Here is a 17567-nt window from a genome sequence, read left to right on the forward strand (position 1 = left end):
GTTTAGGGACAGCGTTTTCACCTCCTCTCGTCACTGATAATACGTCCGTCTTCAACCGTAATAATCCGTTCCGCCTCCAAGGCCACATTTTCATCATGGGTTATCAATAAAATTGTCTGTTCCAGATTACGGTTGGAAAGCTTTAACATATCAATAATTTCTTTTGAATTTTTTTTGTCCAGATTTCCAGTTGGCTCGTCCGCCAGAAGCAGCGCCGGACGATAAATCAGTGAACGTGCAATCGCCGCCCGTTGCTGCTGGCCGCCGGATAACTGGCTTGGCAAAGCATCAAGCTTCTCAGCAATGCCCAGAGTACGGATAACCTTCTCAAAATATTCCTGATTTGGCTTTTTCTTGTCAAGGGCAAGAGGCATGAGGATATTCTTCCGCACTGTGAGAGTAGGAATCAGGTTATAAAACTGGTATACAAGTCCTACTTTCCTGCGCCGGAAAATTGCTGCCTGTGTTTGGTTTAGTTTTAAAAGATCCGTTCCGTCTATGATAACCTTCCCGTCCGTAGGCTTATCCACACTGCCGAGAATATGCAGCAGAGTAGACTTACCAGAGCCGGATGCTCCGACAATTGCCGCAAATTCCCCTTTGCCAACAGACAGATCAATCCCATCCAGTGCTGTTACTTGATTGCCGCCGGAACCATATACCTTTCTGACGCCCTCACATTTCAAAATTTCCATTCTGTACTTCTCCTTTCTTCTGCATATCTCTGCAATTTCCATGACTGCCGCACCGACAAGGTACTCTCCATTAACAGTATAGCAAACGAAAGTTACAACTCAGTGACCATAAAAACGAATCTCAAAAAATGCGCCGGCATGCGGCTTATTCTTTGCCCGTATGGTTCCATTCTGGCGTTCGACAATTTCTTTTGACAGGGACAATCCTATTCCAATACCACCTGCCCCTGCATTCTGTCCGCGATAAAATCGCTCAAAGAGATGCGGAATATCCTCTTTTGCAAATCCCGCCCCCTCATCCCATATCAGAATTTCTGTATATAGTGGATTCTGTGCGTAGGAACAATGGATGGTTCCCCCTTGATTATGCTCCATGCAATTTTTCATTACATTCATTATTGCCTCCATGGTCCAATCCAAATCAACAATAACAAGCATCTCACCCAGTTCTGATATATCTATGGAAGTGCCAGAACTGACAAACAGTTCCTGCAGGTTATCTGCTGCAAGGACAAGAAGAGTAAAGACATCTACCTCATTCTTTTGTAAAAGCAATGTTCCTGCATCAAGCCGTGATAAGACCAGCAGGGCTTCCTCCAAATGAGTCAGCCGCAAGAGCTGTTTCTCTACCTGTTCCAAATGTCTACTTTCAGGCTCTTGCTTCACCATCTGGACAGACAGGGAAATAGCAGTAATCGGGGTTTTAATCTGATGTGCAATATTGGCCAGATTCTCTGCGAAATCATTCCTTGCCCGCACCGCAGATTCCTTCGCCTGATAGAGAAATGTCACTGTTTTATATATCTCATCTTCCAGTTTAGAAAAATCATCCTCCCCAGACGTGGAGAGAATGACCGCTTTTCCAATATTCACCTGTTCCAGATACTCCGCTAACGCCCAAATACGCGCTGTTTCTATTTTATTCCGATATGAATAAGTAAAAAAATAAAGTAAAAGTCCCAGCATAAAACCCATTATTACAAATAAAACATTTTTTTCATAAGTAAAATTCGAAAAATCAGATATATGATATCCCAATTCAGATAAAACATCAGCTTCCATGGCATCGTCAGGAATTCCCTCTGTATATGCTTTTAATGCCGCAGCAATCATTTTTTTCGCCTCAGGCACCTGCTCCGCCACTTCACCGCATACTGCATTTAACAAGTCAAACTGAAGCCGGCTGCAATGGCGAGAGACCAACAAGGCAGAGACAGCAGCGGCAATCAGACTGACAGATAATACAAATCCAAGTGTAACTAACATATTCTTTTTTCCGCTCATATGTCATCCTCCATGCGGTATCCTACACTTCTGACCGTTTTTATACATCTCGGCTGGTAAAGCTTATCCCTCAGCCGTTTCATGGTAACCGTCAGGGTATTATTGTTCACATAGTTTCCATTTACATCCCATACCTGCTCTAGTAATTTTTCCCTGGTAATCGTTCTCCCCTTATTTTGCATCAAATACAAAAGCAACTGATATTCCGCTGCGCTTAGCGATATTTCCTCAGAATGGCAGGAAACTGTATGGCGGTTTTGGTCAATAATAATACCGGCACAGGAAAGATATTGGTCCGCTTCATTTCCTATTCTGCGCCGCAGCGCCTGAATCCTTGAATACAATACCTCTAATTCAAATGGCTTCACTACATAATCGTCCGCACCGTTTTTAAACCCCGAAACAATATCCGCACTGTCTCCGCGAACAGTAAGAAATATAATAGGCAATTCCTTCCAATTACTGCGAATCCACTGACATAAACTGTCTCCATGCCCATCCGGCATATTCCAGTCCAGCAAGACAAAGGCCGGAACATGGTCTCTTAATATCTGTCTTGCCTGTGCAAGCGTCGCACAAATCGTTACCTTAAAATTCTTTTGCTCCAGATATTCTTTTACAGCAGATGCAATATTAGGGTCATCTTCGATATAATATAAATCAACCATAGCAGATTTCCACCTTTTCTGTTTATATTCGTTGGATTGGCTAATAATGTCCAATAAGATGTATTTCACCCACGGCAACACTACCTGTTCGCTTAGGAAGTTTGCTATTATAAGTAAACATCTTATATATTATAGCAAATATAAATGACAGTTTAATGACTAATCTTTAACTTCTTGTCCAAAATCATTGTATGTAAAAGCAGCTCATCAAATCCTGTCTGATACTTTTCTGCTACAATCAGCACATTAAATGCCTTGTGGTATCTCTGAATGTCTCCACAATTATTTGTGATTTCTGACCGATATTATAAGGATGCAACTCTTGATAAAATAAATTTCTCCTCAATCGCCTATCTCGTTGCTATATACATGAAACGGATGAAGCGATCCGTCCCCCTGTTCCTGTCCAAATATTTCCAGTGTAGTTGCCTTTGGCGTAGCAGTAAACGCAAAAAAGGATAAATTCTTATGTTTGCCTTGGGTGAAGTGGTAAACTAAAACTGGATACAGGGATGCAAAAACTGGACACAATGATATAATCTATATACAAAGGTAATATCATCCGTGGACGGCTATCTTCGCCTTTACCGTGCCGAAAAAGGACTTCCGCCCAGAACACGCGGGAAGAAAGCCGGGAATGTCACGCCTTGCGGTTGGCAAACGAATTAGAAATTAATGTGAATGAGATATGCGCCGCCAGTCCATTTTCCAGCGCTATTACCGAAGAAGAAATATATCTCACGCTCCCCGATGGACTAAATGGCGCTCTTGACGGAAACCGGGTAAAGGTATATCTGAAAAATTCCCTATATCCACTTATGTATCTGTTTGGGAAAAACAGTATGCCCGATGTGGATAACCTGTTGACTTCATTTTATCAGCTAGACGATGAAGCTAGAAAGGAAGTAGTGGAAACGATACAGTTCAAGTTGCAGTACCACAAAGACAAAGAGCGGGCAGAACAGGTAAAGCAAATAAAAGGTTGGTAAAAAATGACTCCAGGGAATTTAATCATTCACTGGAGCTTTATAAATACATCCCTATTAAGACTCTTAATATTACATAGCCTGCTTACCCCTTTTTAAACAGTATGATTTTCCCTCCACACTGCCTTTATACTTGATATAGCATCTCGTTTTCTCATAGCTTTTAAAATTGATTCTATCTCTTTAACTGATATCGAAGTGTTTTGTTTTTTAGCAATTTCCTCTATGAGCTGAGTGCCATTAAGTATTTGCAACGAATATTGACCTAATCGCATTCGCCTTTTCGCTATATCACGCAACATTTCAATATCTGAATCCTCAGCTAATAAGATAGGCATCTGCAAATAGGATGCCATTAAAATCATATGAACATCCCCCATACTGCTACCTTGCTTATGTGTATTATATATGGTTTGTCCTTTATGTAAACACAATTTCTCTACTTGCTTTAGACTATTCATTGCTTCCAAAGCCAATCTCATATCTTCATATAGTACACCGTAATAAGCTTCATACGACTGTTTATCAATTGCATCTTTTTGAAATTCATTATACTGAATTACTCTTATATACTTTTCCTCAACTAAACGAACAAAGTATGAATGTAACGATAATTCATGTTCATAAATATACGGATGCGTAACAGGAATGTACTCTAACTCAGCCAATACCTTTTTTATATTGTCTATTGCCTTTCCCTCTGAAGATAACTTTTGAAGAAAACAGGTGTCTACAATAACCTCAGTTCTCCTCATGCTTATCTCCTTCTATAGAAATATCCACAATATCATCAGTCCCATTTATATCATCAATATCAAAGTCGCTCTTTATCCTATTAATAGTATAAATGCTCAATTATCTGCCCTTTTCAACTGTTTCCAACAAATTTCTTAAACCAGGAATTGTTTTCTTAGCGGTCACTCTATCTAACATTGTATTCTGATCTTTTGAAAAAGCATTGACCAAAGGCAATATGGTTTCTTCATTCTTCAAAAGAACATCTCCAAACTTCTGAGTGATTATTTTTGTTTCAATGACCCTCTTTCTTACAGATTCGTATGGAACCATATAATCATTCATTTGTAACACTATGACACGAATCAAATCCACAAGTCTAAGCCTGCTAGGGTCAAGACCCAACTTTTCCATATGCACCCAAAAAGTTTTCCTAAATTCTTTTGCTGGCATTAACAATTCCGCTGCAAATCTATTAATTATTCGTTCTTCTATCTTACTCTCTAATACACCTCGTTCTCCAGCTAACTCCCACACTTGGGTAGCACCCCCCATACATGTCCCAACTCATGAGCAGCCGCAAAAACTTGTTCAGCAACAGTCTTTGCAGTATTAATATATACAAAGTCCTCTAATTTATCTTTAACAAAACGCTTTGTATGAAAACCACAGTTAATTTCATTTTCTGTTGGATAATATACAACTGTACAATGCTTTTCCAAAATTCCAAATATATCATCCTTAATTATCATGTTATTTAAAACATAATCTGTTCTAACTTTTTCTATTGCTGTTGGAATTTGTTCCACTATCTTTTCCCAATTCATTTGCCACCTCAAAAAAGCTGTACTTTCGTACAGCTTTCCCTTTTATATAGCTTCTCTAAGTTCCACATATTCATCCATCAAATCCAATATTTTATCCAAATTATCAGGATTACTAAACTCTTTCATATACTGCAAATCCGGCACCAAACTGTCCGATTCATGATTAATCAATTCACTCTTTGTTGTTTTAAGAAGACTTGCCATCTTATCTAATTCAACTGGAGGAATTATAACCTTTCCTTCGATAACATTCCACACATCTTTAATTGAATACCCCAAATGTTTGGCAAAGCTATCAAGACTAATGTTAGCTTCCAGCATACACGTGCTGATGTTAACGCCAAGCCTTCTTCCTACGTTAGCCATATTACATCCTCCTTTATAATCCTCACTACAAAACATCTTCAGCAAAATAATATACAATATTAAAAATTATAGCATTAGTGCATTGACCCGTCAATCACTTTCTTATATATCTATGCTGATTTTATGCTGATTTTCCGACACTTATGCCGTATTGTTATTTATATCGTCTATCCTCGTTTTTATTATAACACATTTTAAACCTTTCATGTATTTTTATTTTTTCCATTACCATTATATTCATATGCAGTAATATTTCTACGATTTTAATCCTTTACGGCACCGTTTTGGCACCGCTTTACATTTTTTCACTGTTGCAAAATTTCAAAAATGGCTTCCCGATTTCTCGGAAAGCCCCATAAAATCTAGCTTTTTACTAATTACTCAATGATAGTAGCAACCCTTCCAGAACCTACTGTTCTACCACCCTCACGGTTTTCTGTGAGGGAAATCGGTGTGATTTTACTTGATTTATAGGGCTTTTTCAGTGATTTTTTCTTTGATATGCGCCTTGTATCTGACGTTTTTCAAATTTTTGTTATCATGGTGTTATCACGAAAGCATTTCAATCTCTATTGTTGTATGCCTTTATCATTTTCAATTTTCCCATTTCAGACACCATAGATATTTTGGGGTAGTTTTGGAGTCATTTTGGGGTAGTTTTGGGGTAATTGGAGTGCAATAGCCAAAATCATTTTACTTCCCAATAGCCTCCCCGTGAAGCACCTATATGCTCGATCAATCCTTTACTTTTCATTTTTTTCAGCTGATATTTCACGCCATCTTCTGAAATCATTAACAGCTTTGACAATTCCTTTCTTGAAATATACGGATTATTACGCAAAGCATTCAGAAATACTTCTTCTGTGCGTTGGACATATTGTTCAGCTGCTTGTGAAACATCATTTATTTCACTTTTATTATCTCTGTTTTCCCCATAGTTCAAATTTTTCAATATAACTGTAAATTCCACTCTTGATGAGATAAACTGCGGCGCTTTACTTTCATCATAATTATTTGCATTCTTGTATGCATTTATTATCTTCGTCAGTCCACTGCCCTTACGCTCCATATATCCTAACCGCTGAAACACATCTGCCAAAACAGGATTGCGCCTTGTCGAAGGAATTGCATCTATAACCCGTTCCTGTACCAAGGTTCCGTCCGGCATTCCTCCGGGCGAGTATATCACCATCCGATCGTCAAACATATCTATATGGACTTCACTGCCATTTACCAAATAATCCCGATGCACCAATGCATTAACTAATGCTTCAAAATAACTCCGTTCACAATATTCCGGCATATCAATCCTCGAATTGGCTGTCTTTTTCCACATTGTTTTCATATTTCTTTTGATAAATGCAACTCCTTCATTCAAAAGACTGATTAAACTTCCTGAATATTCTGCATCATCAAAAGCATCCATAATGCCGCCACCCTTATCCAATCCATTCCATCTTGTGCAGAAAACCCTTGACCATCTAATAGGCGAATCATCTGCCAGCAATGCTCCGGCATTTGTAAGTTTTCCCTTATCATCTACTAAACCAAATGACACCAGCTCTTTATCATCCAAGCTTTCTCCTGTCCATGCTTTATACCGCTCGCGTAATTTGCTGAACGCATAATCCGATACGCTGTAGGTTGTACCCAACGCATCATAGGATGAATTCTTTCCACGCAGCACCAATCGCTTTAATTCTGTTGCGTCTGCTTTCACACTCTCATTCCCCAGACGGACATATGCTTCCATTACACCGTCTGCCAAATAATAATACGGAGTTTCCTCCCCCTGTCGAATGTTTAACAAAATCAATGTTTTATTATCTTCCGTTCTAAAAAAACTAAGATGAAATTCCGGAATCGGGTCAAGGCGTGTCTTTATCTGCTCACTGATAATCTCTGCATCTTTCTCTGCATCCAAAAGTCCTCTTACTTCATTATCATTTGAGACGCCAAAAATCAAAGTTCCACCAATGCCATTTGCAAAAGCGCTGACACTTTTGCACCAACTTTTTGGTCTTTTCACTTCCAATGCAAGTTTTTTATCATAATCCGTTGTCTCACCAATAATATCTTTTAAATTCATCCTGCCCATCTCCATTATATATTCACCACACACAATTTTCTGACATTCATTAAATGATTTATCTGCGTGTTCTAAATCTATACTCCTGCTTTAATCTCTCAAATATTTCAAAAGCTACTGGACATATTTCTATCGTATCCAATATACTCAGCAAACTTGATAATCTTTCTGGCTGGTCGGTATATGGATATTTTTTACAACTATCAGGCTTACAATCGCCCAATTTACAGTTACCGTCTTCCTGCAAAAAATCACATGGTTTATGCTTGGTCTGATAGTTTATGCCATAATCTTCTTTTTCCAAGTAAGTATCAATAAACTGTTCAGGCGTTATTTCTAAATGTTGTGCATCCCTATCAATATCTTCTGCCGGAATACTCCCCTTATACATCTTGCAGCAGTTTCTGCATTGGTTGCAATCGTAGTCTGCAAAGAGTTCTTTATGTAATCGTAAGAATTGACTGTCTAACTCGTCCTCATCTGCATGACATTTCAGGAAAGTACGGAACTTAAAGTTTTCGTTTTCTTTTTTCTTGGCTTCTGCTCTTACTTTGTCTGGTTGTAGCATACATCTTCCCCTTTCTCTCATAAAAACAGTTTCTAATATTTCAATTAAAATACAATTTTTAGTATAGCAACAACGAAGCAATCAAAAATTTTCCATATATTCTCAATTTATAAACCATTCCCTCTGCTCCATTTTATCACTTGTTCAACGTAGGCGGACCCTCTGTGAGAAATTAGGTTTATCAATCATTATCTCATCCATCTGCAGTTCTTCTACCATACTCAATAAATTCGCCAAGAGCTGTTTTACATCCTTTCTATAGGGCTTTGGGTCTGAAACAAGGGCATTATGCAATTCTTCAGTAATTGCACCGAAAAATAAACATCCTCCATGTTCTTGCAATGTATTCACCAGCCATAAATAAGCATTGCTCCATCTGAACATGTCTTTTAGCATTAACATATCACCACTGTATACAATATCCAAAAAAGCAATATATTCTCCTATTTTAAAATCTACCTTATCTGGAAATTCATGCGAAAACAATGTAGTAATCTTTGGATTAAATAATTTCTTAATCTCATCACTCCATGTATGCTGTTCTTCAGACCTATGCTCAGCCAAGTTCAGATATTGATTTTTCAGCTTGCAATATACCTCATCATCAATCAAAATTGCATCCGTATATAAATCCTCAATTTTTTTCATATCAGCTTCATCAACATCTACAAACGTTCCCAATTCCATATTTCCATGTCGAATCAAGTTTAGTCCTGCATTTGTAGCATTTGCGCTTCCTATAAATCCTCTTTTTCCATCCACTATGTATGTCTTAGCATGTAAATCAAACCTGATAAAAACTTTCCACCTCTGACTTCTGCAAAAATCTATGACAGAAAAATCTGTACTGCCTTTTACGATATCATCCAGCCTGAATCTGAGCATGATCCTCTTTTCCGCCACGCAATCTGATATGTGGCTATTAAGCAGCCTGATCGCATTTTCTTTACAGTATGCTGTAATAATCTGCACCGATTCAGTGGCATTTTTTAACTCCCTTGTAACCGCTAATATAATCTCATTCGATAGTAAAATTGACATATCTTTTTCCTCTGTATCACTTCCTCGGACTCAACTGTTCTGTAATATAGTTATTCAATTTGTTATACCAAATTGTCATAAGCTTATCATTTTGTTCACTCTGGTACGCATTCGTTTTGCGTATTGACTGGAAAAATGAAGCCAAAAAAAGTTCGAATGTAGTTTTGGCATCTGGTGAATCATATAATTTACTCAAAAAAGAAGTATAAAACTTATGGCTTGTATTAATTGTAATAACTGTAGTTGACAGTACTGCCTTATAATCAAACGCCGGACTTCGCTCTCCCCTATTTGCATATTCAAATATAACCTTATTATTAAAAAAATTTGATGCCTGTTCATCTGTTACATTCTCAAATCCAAGGTTTTCCAACTCTTCTTTTCCTATCTGGACAACTTCATCCGGAGAAACAGTATCTAATGGGTTTTCTGCTGCATCTTCTTCATCTTCATCCAGTTCTTCTTCTGTTTCAACTGTATTTATAATATGCGTTGCCGGAACATTCATGTCATCGAAGGAGCGCGTATTTTTTCGTGTTTCCTCATTCTTCTTATACATTGCATGAATCGTTTCATGAATTACATCGTACAACTGATTCCACATAGGCTGTACTTCTTCTTCATAATCAATATCCGCTTCTGCCATCTTTTTTAAATCCACATACTGCTTATTATTTGCTACGCCAAATGCTTCATCTAACTCTGGCGTAAAAATAATTTCACATCCCCACCAACGGTGCTGTGGTTCATTGGTATCACTATAAAAGTCAAACTTCCCAAAATCAATTTCCCTGTTCGCCCTTATTATAGAAATTCCTTCTAATTTACTCGCATGTTTACCAAATGGAGCTGAACCGGGATTCCCGCTTGGAAACGCTGTTTGATCATAAAAATAAGGTTTCACTATGGAAAATCTCGCTATAACCTTAGATGAAGCCACTTTCCCATCTCTATCTATATATTTTACTGGTATATCAACCTCACCGCTTCCAACACCATCTGCTGTATATAGTTCAAATACTGGCTCTAAATCTGATTCTTGACCATATTTGTAAATTTCCCTCACTTCGCTTTGACGACACATTACCAAATTCTTTTCCATCAGAAATAGCGGATCGTTTGGCAACACATCAATTGCGCTTTCCTGATTTTCGTCGCATATTATTTTAATCTCACACAGTCCTTCATGAATAAAATGCCTAAATTTTCTACCCAATGCAAACTCAAGATGCTCAGTCAACGGACCTCTTGTCCTTGGTATTACACGGTCACAATGTTTCCATACCACTAGAGTGCCAGACAGGGTAAAGTCATAGCTCTCTGTCAGGGTTCTATACGATATATACGGAGCATATTTTTCAGGAACATTAATAAGTTCTGGATCTTCAATTTCTGTCTGTGTACCGTCTTTCACTTTATTAATATCAAGAAATACTTTATGACAATTTCCAATACCGTTTTGCCAGGAGTATACTTCCACCTCCGGACAAGCGTGTAAAGACGCTTGTGGCAATCCTACGCCAAATCTTCCCATTCCTTTTCTTGCCTGCCGTGTGGTAGCGCCAATTCCAAGGCATCGTCCTAAAATATCAACATTCATGCCCTCTCCATTATCAAGAAATCCAATTTCAGTAACAACTTTTCTTCCAGACAAAGGATTGATTGACTCACTAATGATCATAAAGACATCTTTAGCATTCGCCTCTACCGAATTATCTACAATCTCTGCCGCTGCACTTTCAATATTCTTATATCCTGTATTTCTAAGGGCATCCCCCATATTTTTTATATCAACAATGCTATTTGCCATATTTTCCTCCTAAACCCGCCAATAATCATTAAAATGTGAAAATGCTGTTTCATTATCAAATACCTGCAAATTGTCGTCAACATCTATTAATTGGCAGCTTTCATTGCCCCCCATCAATGGTCCCCGCAAACCACGTCCAAGCATTTGACTGTATAGTACGATTGATTTTATTGGTCTCGTAATAAAAACACATCTGATATTCTTAGAATCAAACCCTGTAGTCAGCACCTCATAATTAATGATAATATCAACATTGCTCTGCCTATCTTTAAAAGCTTCAATTGCCTTTCTCCTATCAACAGTATCCAAATCGCCCACCACTAAGCTGTTTGGTATATCCTCTAGCGTCAGCATTGCTGACAACATTTTCGCATGGTCTACGGAACAGGCAAAAACAATTGTCGGAATCCTTTTTATATGGAGCACTCGAAGTTTTTGCATAATCGCAGTATTACGTTTTTTATTGGCAGCAAGGACTTCCAACTGCTTATCTGTGTATTCTTTTTCGTTATATCCCAAATCTTTTAAAGCTGTACTCAAAATTGCCAAGTCATTCTTTGAAAACTCTTTTTCATATGTCAAACGCTCTGGAATGATCTTAGACAATATTCTTCTTTCTTGAAAATATTGAATGATATTTTCTTCCGCCACAGAATTTAAAGCCTTAAGTTTTCCCATATTTACCTGATTTATTATATCTGCATCAATGTGGATAAGTTTTCCGCCAAACATATTCGTCAATAAATTATTGTCATATGATGCTTCCGTTGTTCTTCCGGGTGTCGCCGATAATCCAACCAGTGCCCTATTCTCATAGCTTTGCGGCATCAGCATCAAATTTTCAATTATGCGTTTTGTCTTATCTGCGGCAGCCTTATGTGCCTCATCAAACACTAACAACCGGCAATCCTTTTTTAACCTCTCAAACAATGTCGGATTAGAATCATATAATGACATAAGCTTGGACAAGCCGCAAAAAGCAATTCCGTTTAACTCTTCTGACATATCCTGTATCGTGTGGCTTCCCCACAATTTGTACACATTGATTTCTCCATCGCCTAAATGTCCCCAGACATCATAAAATGTCTTGCAGGCTTGCTCTAACAGTTCAAATGTATGGGCTATCCAAATAACCAATCCCTTTTTATGTAATGTAAATTCAATATAATTTGTTATGATATGCATTGCGGTTTTTGTTTTTCCTGTACCCGTTGGCATATGAATAAGCATTCTTTCTTGTACATTTCCTGAATTTAGATTATATAGCGCCCTCTGTTTTATATAATACTGATAGTCCAACAATTCATAAAACTGTTCTGTTAATGCATTGACAACATTAAGAACAGTTGTATCATCCTGCTCTTTGTTAAATATTTTTTCGGACAACCCCCACATCTTAGCCAGATATAAGGAAATGCGATTATTATTCCATAGCTTCTTTGATATCACCTCAATCAAAACCCTCGGATTGCTTTCTTGTTTCTCATTTCCAGTTAGACATTCATCACGAATCGAAAAAATATCCGATTCTCTCATATTGAGCAGTAAATTTTTTCTAAATGACCTGTCCTTTAAAATAGAGGTTCCATATAAAGAATCAATCATGCTTATCATTCTTTGCTTTGTAAGTAATGTATCTGTGTCCGACATCCACTCCACTAACAATTCAATCATTTTCTCGCCCACATACCCTCGTAATTCAGAGTGCTGAAAACCATATAAATAATCTAAATAATTTGACATAGCCTCACTCCAATTCTTTCAACGCATCTATCAGTCTATCCAGTTCTTCTTTTGAAGTAAACTGGCTTAATCCAACTCTTACCGTTCCTAAAAACTTTTCATCTTTAAGGTGCGAATGAATGTGCGGCGCACAATGATAACCGGTCCTAACCGCAATGTCATAATCTTCATCCAGTATCATTCCAACATCATCAGACTTATATCCATCCACCACAAATGATATTATCCCGACATGCCTATCTTTATCGTTCGGCGAAAAAACTTTAATGTGGGGCATCGTTAGCAGTTTCTCTAGTAAATACTCTGTCAGCATTTTTTCATGCTCGTAAATCTTTTTTACATCCAAAACATCTAACGCAGCTTTTAGTCCAGCAATCGCTACCACATTACTACTGGCACTTTCATATCTGGCTTCATTTCCTTTTGGCATCTCTAGGTTCAATGAATCACTTCCGGTTCCTCCTACAATAAAATCATTTAAAGGAATATGCGCAGCATTGATAAATCCTCCCACCCCAAATGGTCCATATAAACTCTTATGTCCTGCAAAAGCAATGATATCTGTTCCTTTATTTTTTCGAACATCGTACTCGATCAAACCAAGCGATTGCGCCATATCAAGAACATTGACGCTTCCATATCTTTTACTTTCACGAAATATCTCATCCACCGGCAGGATGTAGCCTGTTACATTACTGATATGCGTGCAAAAAACTGCTGCAGGAGCTTCTTTGCAAAAAATATACGGTAATTTGTCAATCTCTATTTCGCCTGTCGCATCATCCATCGGTATTTCCCTTAAATGAATGTTTTTTCGCTTAGCAAGATAGTACAATGTCCGTGCCACAGCATTGTGCTCATATGGCGAATAGTAGACATAGCTGTTGTCCCTGAGTCCTAACCCATTGATTATCTGATTTAATGCCACTGTTACAGATGGACAAAATACAACCGACGCATCCTTATCTGCTCCAACTAAATTTTTAAGCTTTTCTTTTGTCTCAGCTATCATCCCACTGACGTACTGAGCTTTTCTATAAGCTCCACGTCCTGCATTTACTGCATAATTTCTATTTACTTCATCCATTACTGCATATACCGTTTCCGGTTTTGGAAATGTTGTAGCCGCATTATCCAAATAAGTAAATTGTTTCATTAACCAATCACCTTCTCTATCATTTCAAGCAAAATAGCCACTCTGTCATTGATGCTCAAATCATCATATTCTTCCAATGCGTCTTCAATAATATTGCGAAGCACCGTTCCTGTACTTTCTGTTACAGAATCGTAATACTTTTCGATGACCTTGCCATTCTTTGCAACAAAAGACAATTTCAGCTTGTCGTCTGTTTTTTGGTCTTTTAAGCCTTCTACTTCCTGCTTAACCGTCTGCAGAACTTGTATATACTCTTGATATGACGTATCATGCCAGTTCTCTACATATACATCTGTTACAGCCTTTATCAGCTTCTTGGTTACTTCTGTATCATTATATACATTCAAATTTTCAATTACAGACATCAGATTCGTTATACGTCCTCCATGCAGACCGCTTTTAGAAATAACGCTCTGGTTCTCATACCATGTTCTCACAACATGATATAACTCCTGATTCTTCCTTGTTGCAAATACTTCACAAGTTCCTGCTGTCGCAATTTGCAGCTCCCAATCAAAATAATCATCAAAGGCTGTCTTGCATTTATCTATCAGAATATATGTTTCTTCCAATTCGCCTTCTGTATGGAATACCTCCGGAAGCTTTACAAACAGATCTTCATATGGGTTAAAATCAACCTTTTGCAGCAACTTCCGAACTTTAGCAAGATACGCTTTTACATCATCAGCTTTTTCATATCCTGAAAAATCAGATGTATTTCTTGTTATCGGTGGCAGTGCCCTAAACCATCTCTGCATACATATCAATATATTCTTAATGCGATTTACAGATAAATTTCTGTTATCCTGTACGCCGAACAAAATATTTAAACTTTCAATGTACTTTTCTTTTTGCAAATCAACCTTAGACATAAACAAATCATAATCTTCCGGCATTTCGCACATATTAACTACAATTTCTGCTGTTATCTGGACTTCCATACCTGAAAAGTATACAACAATATCTTCATTTCTCCGTGAAAGCAAATAACCCATATAGATAGGCAGCACACCTTTTCTCATTCCATATGGTTCTGAAATAAGTTCTTGTATCAAGCTTCCTAAATTTCTCTTTTGTTCAGAACAAGACTCAATAAACCCCGCCATAAGGAACAATACTTCCTTAATCTCCACATTTGGCATATCCGACTTGATTCCGGTTCCGCAGAACAGAGAGCGGTAAATTGTCGCTTCCTGATTCGTTCCTCCATAAAACTGTTCGTTGTCCTCATGGTCAAGAACTGCCTGTATAATGTTTAATCTTGCTTTTTTAGTCTGCCCCGTTACAATACTGTGACGGTTAATCATTTCATTATTAATTAGTGGTGTTTTATGATAGATAGTTTTACAACAGCTATTCACTACTTTTTCCACTTCTTTAGCCTTCTTGGCGGACAAACTTCCCCCATTCAAATAAAATAACCTGCATCCATCATCTTCTTCGTACATTCCGTAGAGAACTTCTTCTAATTCCCTAGATAAATCCTCCTCAAGAACAGGTAACTCTCTCTTTAAGATTTCATTGTCGGCCATAAAAGAACGATTGTTTTTAAGTTCCTGTAAAATCTCATAATCCAATGCCTGCTTTAACATATTGAAAGTAATCTTGGGACAAATTACAATCAATTTCCCACAGTTAAGTTCTTTTATATGCTTTCTTACTTTTGTAGAATCAATTTTAGCCAAACTATACAAGGACAGGACTTTCCCGTCGGCAAAACTATCAGCCTCAAATAATACGGATGCATCCATTATCCTTAAAAACGCTTCCGCAGACATATATTCATGCCTATAATATCTTGTCATTGTATGGTCGGCATTATATTTACGGGGAATAATATAATATTTCTTCGTAATGCTTTCAAATACTTTTCCATAATTTACCCTGTCGCCTTTCAGGCTTCTCTGTCTCTTGATTTCCGACTTCAATGCAGAACCTGCTCTGGTCTTAAAAACAAATTTATTTGTTGAACCTTTCTTATAAACAACTTGGGATGCAGCCAGCCCTTCAATAATATCCCTCGCATTTGAAATACCCGTTGCCAGTGCCAAGGTATTTTCATCTGCCGGCATTTCCTCATCCTTATTTACAATTAGAAAAACAGCCAATGCCTTAACTATCTTCTTTTGTTCCTCTGATACACATTTTGATAAAGCATGTTCTGCATTTAACCACTCATTATGAACATGCTCATTCATTATTTCCTTCTTAAACAGACCTGAAAAATAATCATAAATCAAGTCTGCGCCAATACTCCAAAGCGCTTCTCTACTATGATTAGCAATATATCTTGCCATACTATTAGGCTCATCATTTGATATGAATGTAAACAAAGTCCTTTCATTTTGTGCAACCTTTTCACTAATGTTAAGAAGCAGATATGCGCTTACAGGATTTAACGGATAACAGCCCTCAAATATAATTTTTTTGAAATCTTTCTTATCAAACTTACTTTTAAATGCCGGTATCTGATAGAATGCTTCGAGCTTCGCATCTCCCAAATAAAATGCATAATCTGGAATATCCTTCATCCGTTTTTCATCCCTGATAATGGCATTTTTGATAAGCTCATAATTATTTTTTGATGAAGTAACAAACAACTTTTCAATAATTCTGCCCTCGATACCAGTAAACGCATTGATTGTCTCTGTTGATATATACTTGCCATATTCCTTAATACTCTTGTGCGCCACCATCGTAATGAAAATTTGGGCATTCGACGAATCATTTGCCAGCTCGCACATGTCTTGAAGCAATTTCATGTTTGTACCAGACGCAATGCCACTTTGACTCTCAATATATTTACTGAACTCGTCAAAAACTATGTAAATTCCGCTATATCCAAACTCCTCCGCTAATTTTTCACTTACGCTTTTATATAACAGAAGCGGTTCTGATACCGCCATTGGATTAAACTCGCTTCCTGATGTTAATTGCGGATAAACAGATGTAAATATTGTTAATTCTTTCTTTGAGAATGCCGCCAAACCAGCTTTTAATTCACCGATAGATAAACCATATTCATTGATTGCACGAATAAACAACTCATATGTATCTGGATATTCCTCTTCCCAACTGACTATTTTCTCAATGGCAAGTGAATAATAAGTATCCGAAATCAAGCCTGTTATATGTTCTCTCTTTAATGCATCATTAAGCCCATACAAAAAAGCCTGATTTAAATCTTCCTGCGTATTCGTAATCAAGACAGGTAAAAATCTACCTTTCTCTTTCCAAATAGTTTCAATATTATCAGCAGCAGCCTCTCCTATATCATCTACTGTTCTTATTTTTGAAATCAACTTATCAACGACTTCTGTATTTTCAGGATTTCTCTCCATTGATACGATCGCTAACAACACTAAGAGCAAGTGTGATTTACCTTTTCCGTATGGTCCAATCATTAAAGAAGCTTGTTCTTTGTTGTCCTTAACAGCCGTCAAATATTCATTCAAGAAGCTTATGGACGATTTTGTAGGAATATATCTAAGTATCTTATCTCGGTTGTTCAAATTTAAATATAAATTAATCGAATTTTTATAATTTTCATCAAATCCGATTATTTCACTTAAACAATTTACTTTACTCATTGAATGCTC

General features: G+C 37.4%; 15 protein-coding genes. 1 reads left to right on the top strand and 14 read right to left on the bottom strand.

Going from position 1 to position 17567, the window contains the following annotated elements; translation table 11 throughout:
• Positions 1-17 precede the first annotated feature (17 nt).
• From VSQ62_RS25750 to VSQ62_RS25760, 3 genes are all read right to left on the bottom strand, one after another.
• The gene (locus VSQ62_RS25750; RefSeq protein WP_334637915.1) at positions 18-695 is read right to left on the bottom strand and encodes an ABC transporter ATP-binding protein; all 678 of its coding nucleotides are present in this window, start codon (positions 693-695) and stop codon (positions 18-20) included.
• Between the two features lie 99 nt (positions 696-794).
• The gene (locus tag VSQ62_RS25755; protein WP_334637916.1) at positions 795-1979 is read right to left on the bottom strand and encodes a sensor histidine kinase; all 1185 of its coding nucleotides are present in this window, start codon (positions 1977-1979) and stop codon (positions 795-797) included.
• Complete coding sequence (locus tag VSQ62_RS25760; protein ID WP_334637917.1) at positions 1976-2647, bottom strand: response regulator transcription factor; 672 nt, start codon at positions 2645-2647, stop codon at positions 1976-1978. Before VSQ62_RS25760 ends, VSQ62_RS25755 begins: the two co-directional genes overlap by 4 nt.
• A gap of 647 nt (positions 2648-3294) precedes the next feature.
• On the opposite strand from VSQ62_RS25760, the gene VSQ62_RS25765 reads away from it, so the two are divergent.
• Entirely contained in the window at positions 3295-3636 is a 342-nt protein-coding gene (locus VSQ62_RS25765) for a hypothetical protein (RefSeq protein ID WP_334637918.1), read from the top strand.
• Positions 3637-3728: 92 nt separating this feature from the next.
• Here VSQ62_RS25765 and VSQ62_RS25770 read toward each other — a convergent pair whose 3' ends face one another.
• The 11 genes from VSQ62_RS25770 to VSQ62_RS25820 form a co-directional block, all read right to left on the bottom strand.
• Positions 3729-4388, bottom strand: coding sequence for a hypothetical protein (locus tag VSQ62_RS25770; RefSeq protein WP_334637919.1), 660 nt, complete (start codon positions 4386-4388; stop codon positions 3729-3731).
• 100 nt (positions 4389-4488) lie between these two features.
• Entirely contained in the window at positions 4489-4905 is a 417-nt protein-coding gene (locus VSQ62_RS25775) for an ImmA/IrrE family metallo-endopeptidase (RefSeq protein WP_334637920.1), read from the bottom strand.
• Positions 4893-5195 carry an ImmA/IrrE family metallo-endopeptidase gene (locus VSQ62_RS25780; RefSeq protein WP_334637921.1) on the bottom strand — a complete coding sequence of 101 codons (303 nt, stop codon included), beginning with the start codon at positions 5193-5195 and terminating at the stop codon, positions 4893-4895. The genes VSQ62_RS25775 and VSQ62_RS25780 overlap by 13 nt, the downstream gene beginning before the upstream one ends.
• Before the next feature lie 42 nt (positions 5196-5237).
• Complete coding sequence (locus VSQ62_RS25785; RefSeq protein WP_334637922.1) at positions 5238-5561, bottom strand: hypothetical protein; 324 nt, start codon at positions 5559-5561, stop codon at positions 5238-5240.
• Positions 5562-6249: 688 nt separating this feature from the next.
• Complete coding sequence (locus VSQ62_RS25790; RefSeq protein ID WP_334637923.1) at positions 6250-7650, bottom strand: ATP-binding protein; 1401 nt, start codon at positions 7648-7650, stop codon at positions 6250-6252.
• A 58-nt stretch (positions 7651-7708) separates the two neighbouring features.
• Positions 7709-8218 carry a YkgJ family cysteine cluster protein gene (locus tag VSQ62_RS25795; RefSeq protein ID WP_334637924.1) on the bottom strand — a complete coding sequence of 170 codons (510 nt, stop codon included), beginning with the start codon at positions 8216-8218 and terminating at the stop codon, positions 7709-7711.
• A gap of 144 nt (positions 8219-8362) precedes the next feature.
• Positions 8363-9259 (bottom strand): phospholipase D-like domain-containing protein, encoded by an 897-nt coding sequence (locus tag VSQ62_RS25800; RefSeq protein ID WP_334637925.1) that lies wholly within the window; start codon positions 9257-9259, stop codon positions 8363-8365.
• Between the two features lie 16 nt (positions 9260-9275).
• The gene (locus VSQ62_RS25805) at positions 9276-11069 is read right to left on the bottom strand and encodes an ATP-binding protein (protein WP_334637926.1); all 1794 of its coding nucleotides are present in this window, start codon (positions 11067-11069) and stop codon (positions 9276-9278) included.
• 9 nt (positions 11070-11078) lie between these two features.
• Positions 11079-12812, bottom strand: coding sequence for a DEAD/DEAH box helicase (locus tag VSQ62_RS25810; protein ID WP_334637927.1), 1734 nt, complete (start codon positions 12810-12812; stop codon positions 11079-11081).
• 4 nt (positions 12813-12816) lie between these two features.
• A complete protein-coding gene (locus VSQ62_RS25815; RefSeq protein WP_334637928.1) occupies positions 12817-13968 on the bottom strand; it encodes an aminotransferase class V-fold PLP-dependent enzyme in 1152 nt (383 codons plus the stop codon).
• On the bottom strand, positions 13968-17558 hold the full coding sequence (locus VSQ62_RS25820) for a DUF6079 family protein (protein ID WP_334637929.1): 3591 nt from the start codon (positions 17556-17558) through the stop codon (positions 13968-13970). The genes VSQ62_RS25815 and VSQ62_RS25820 overlap by 1 nt, the downstream gene beginning before the upstream one ends.
• Between the last annotated feature and the right edge of the window lie 9 nt (positions 17559-17567).

Source organism: Sporofaciens sp. JLR.KK001 (genome assembly GCF_036941055.1).
Taxonomy (GTDB): Bacteria; Bacillota; Clostridia; order Lachnospirales; family Lachnospiraceae; genus Sporofaciens.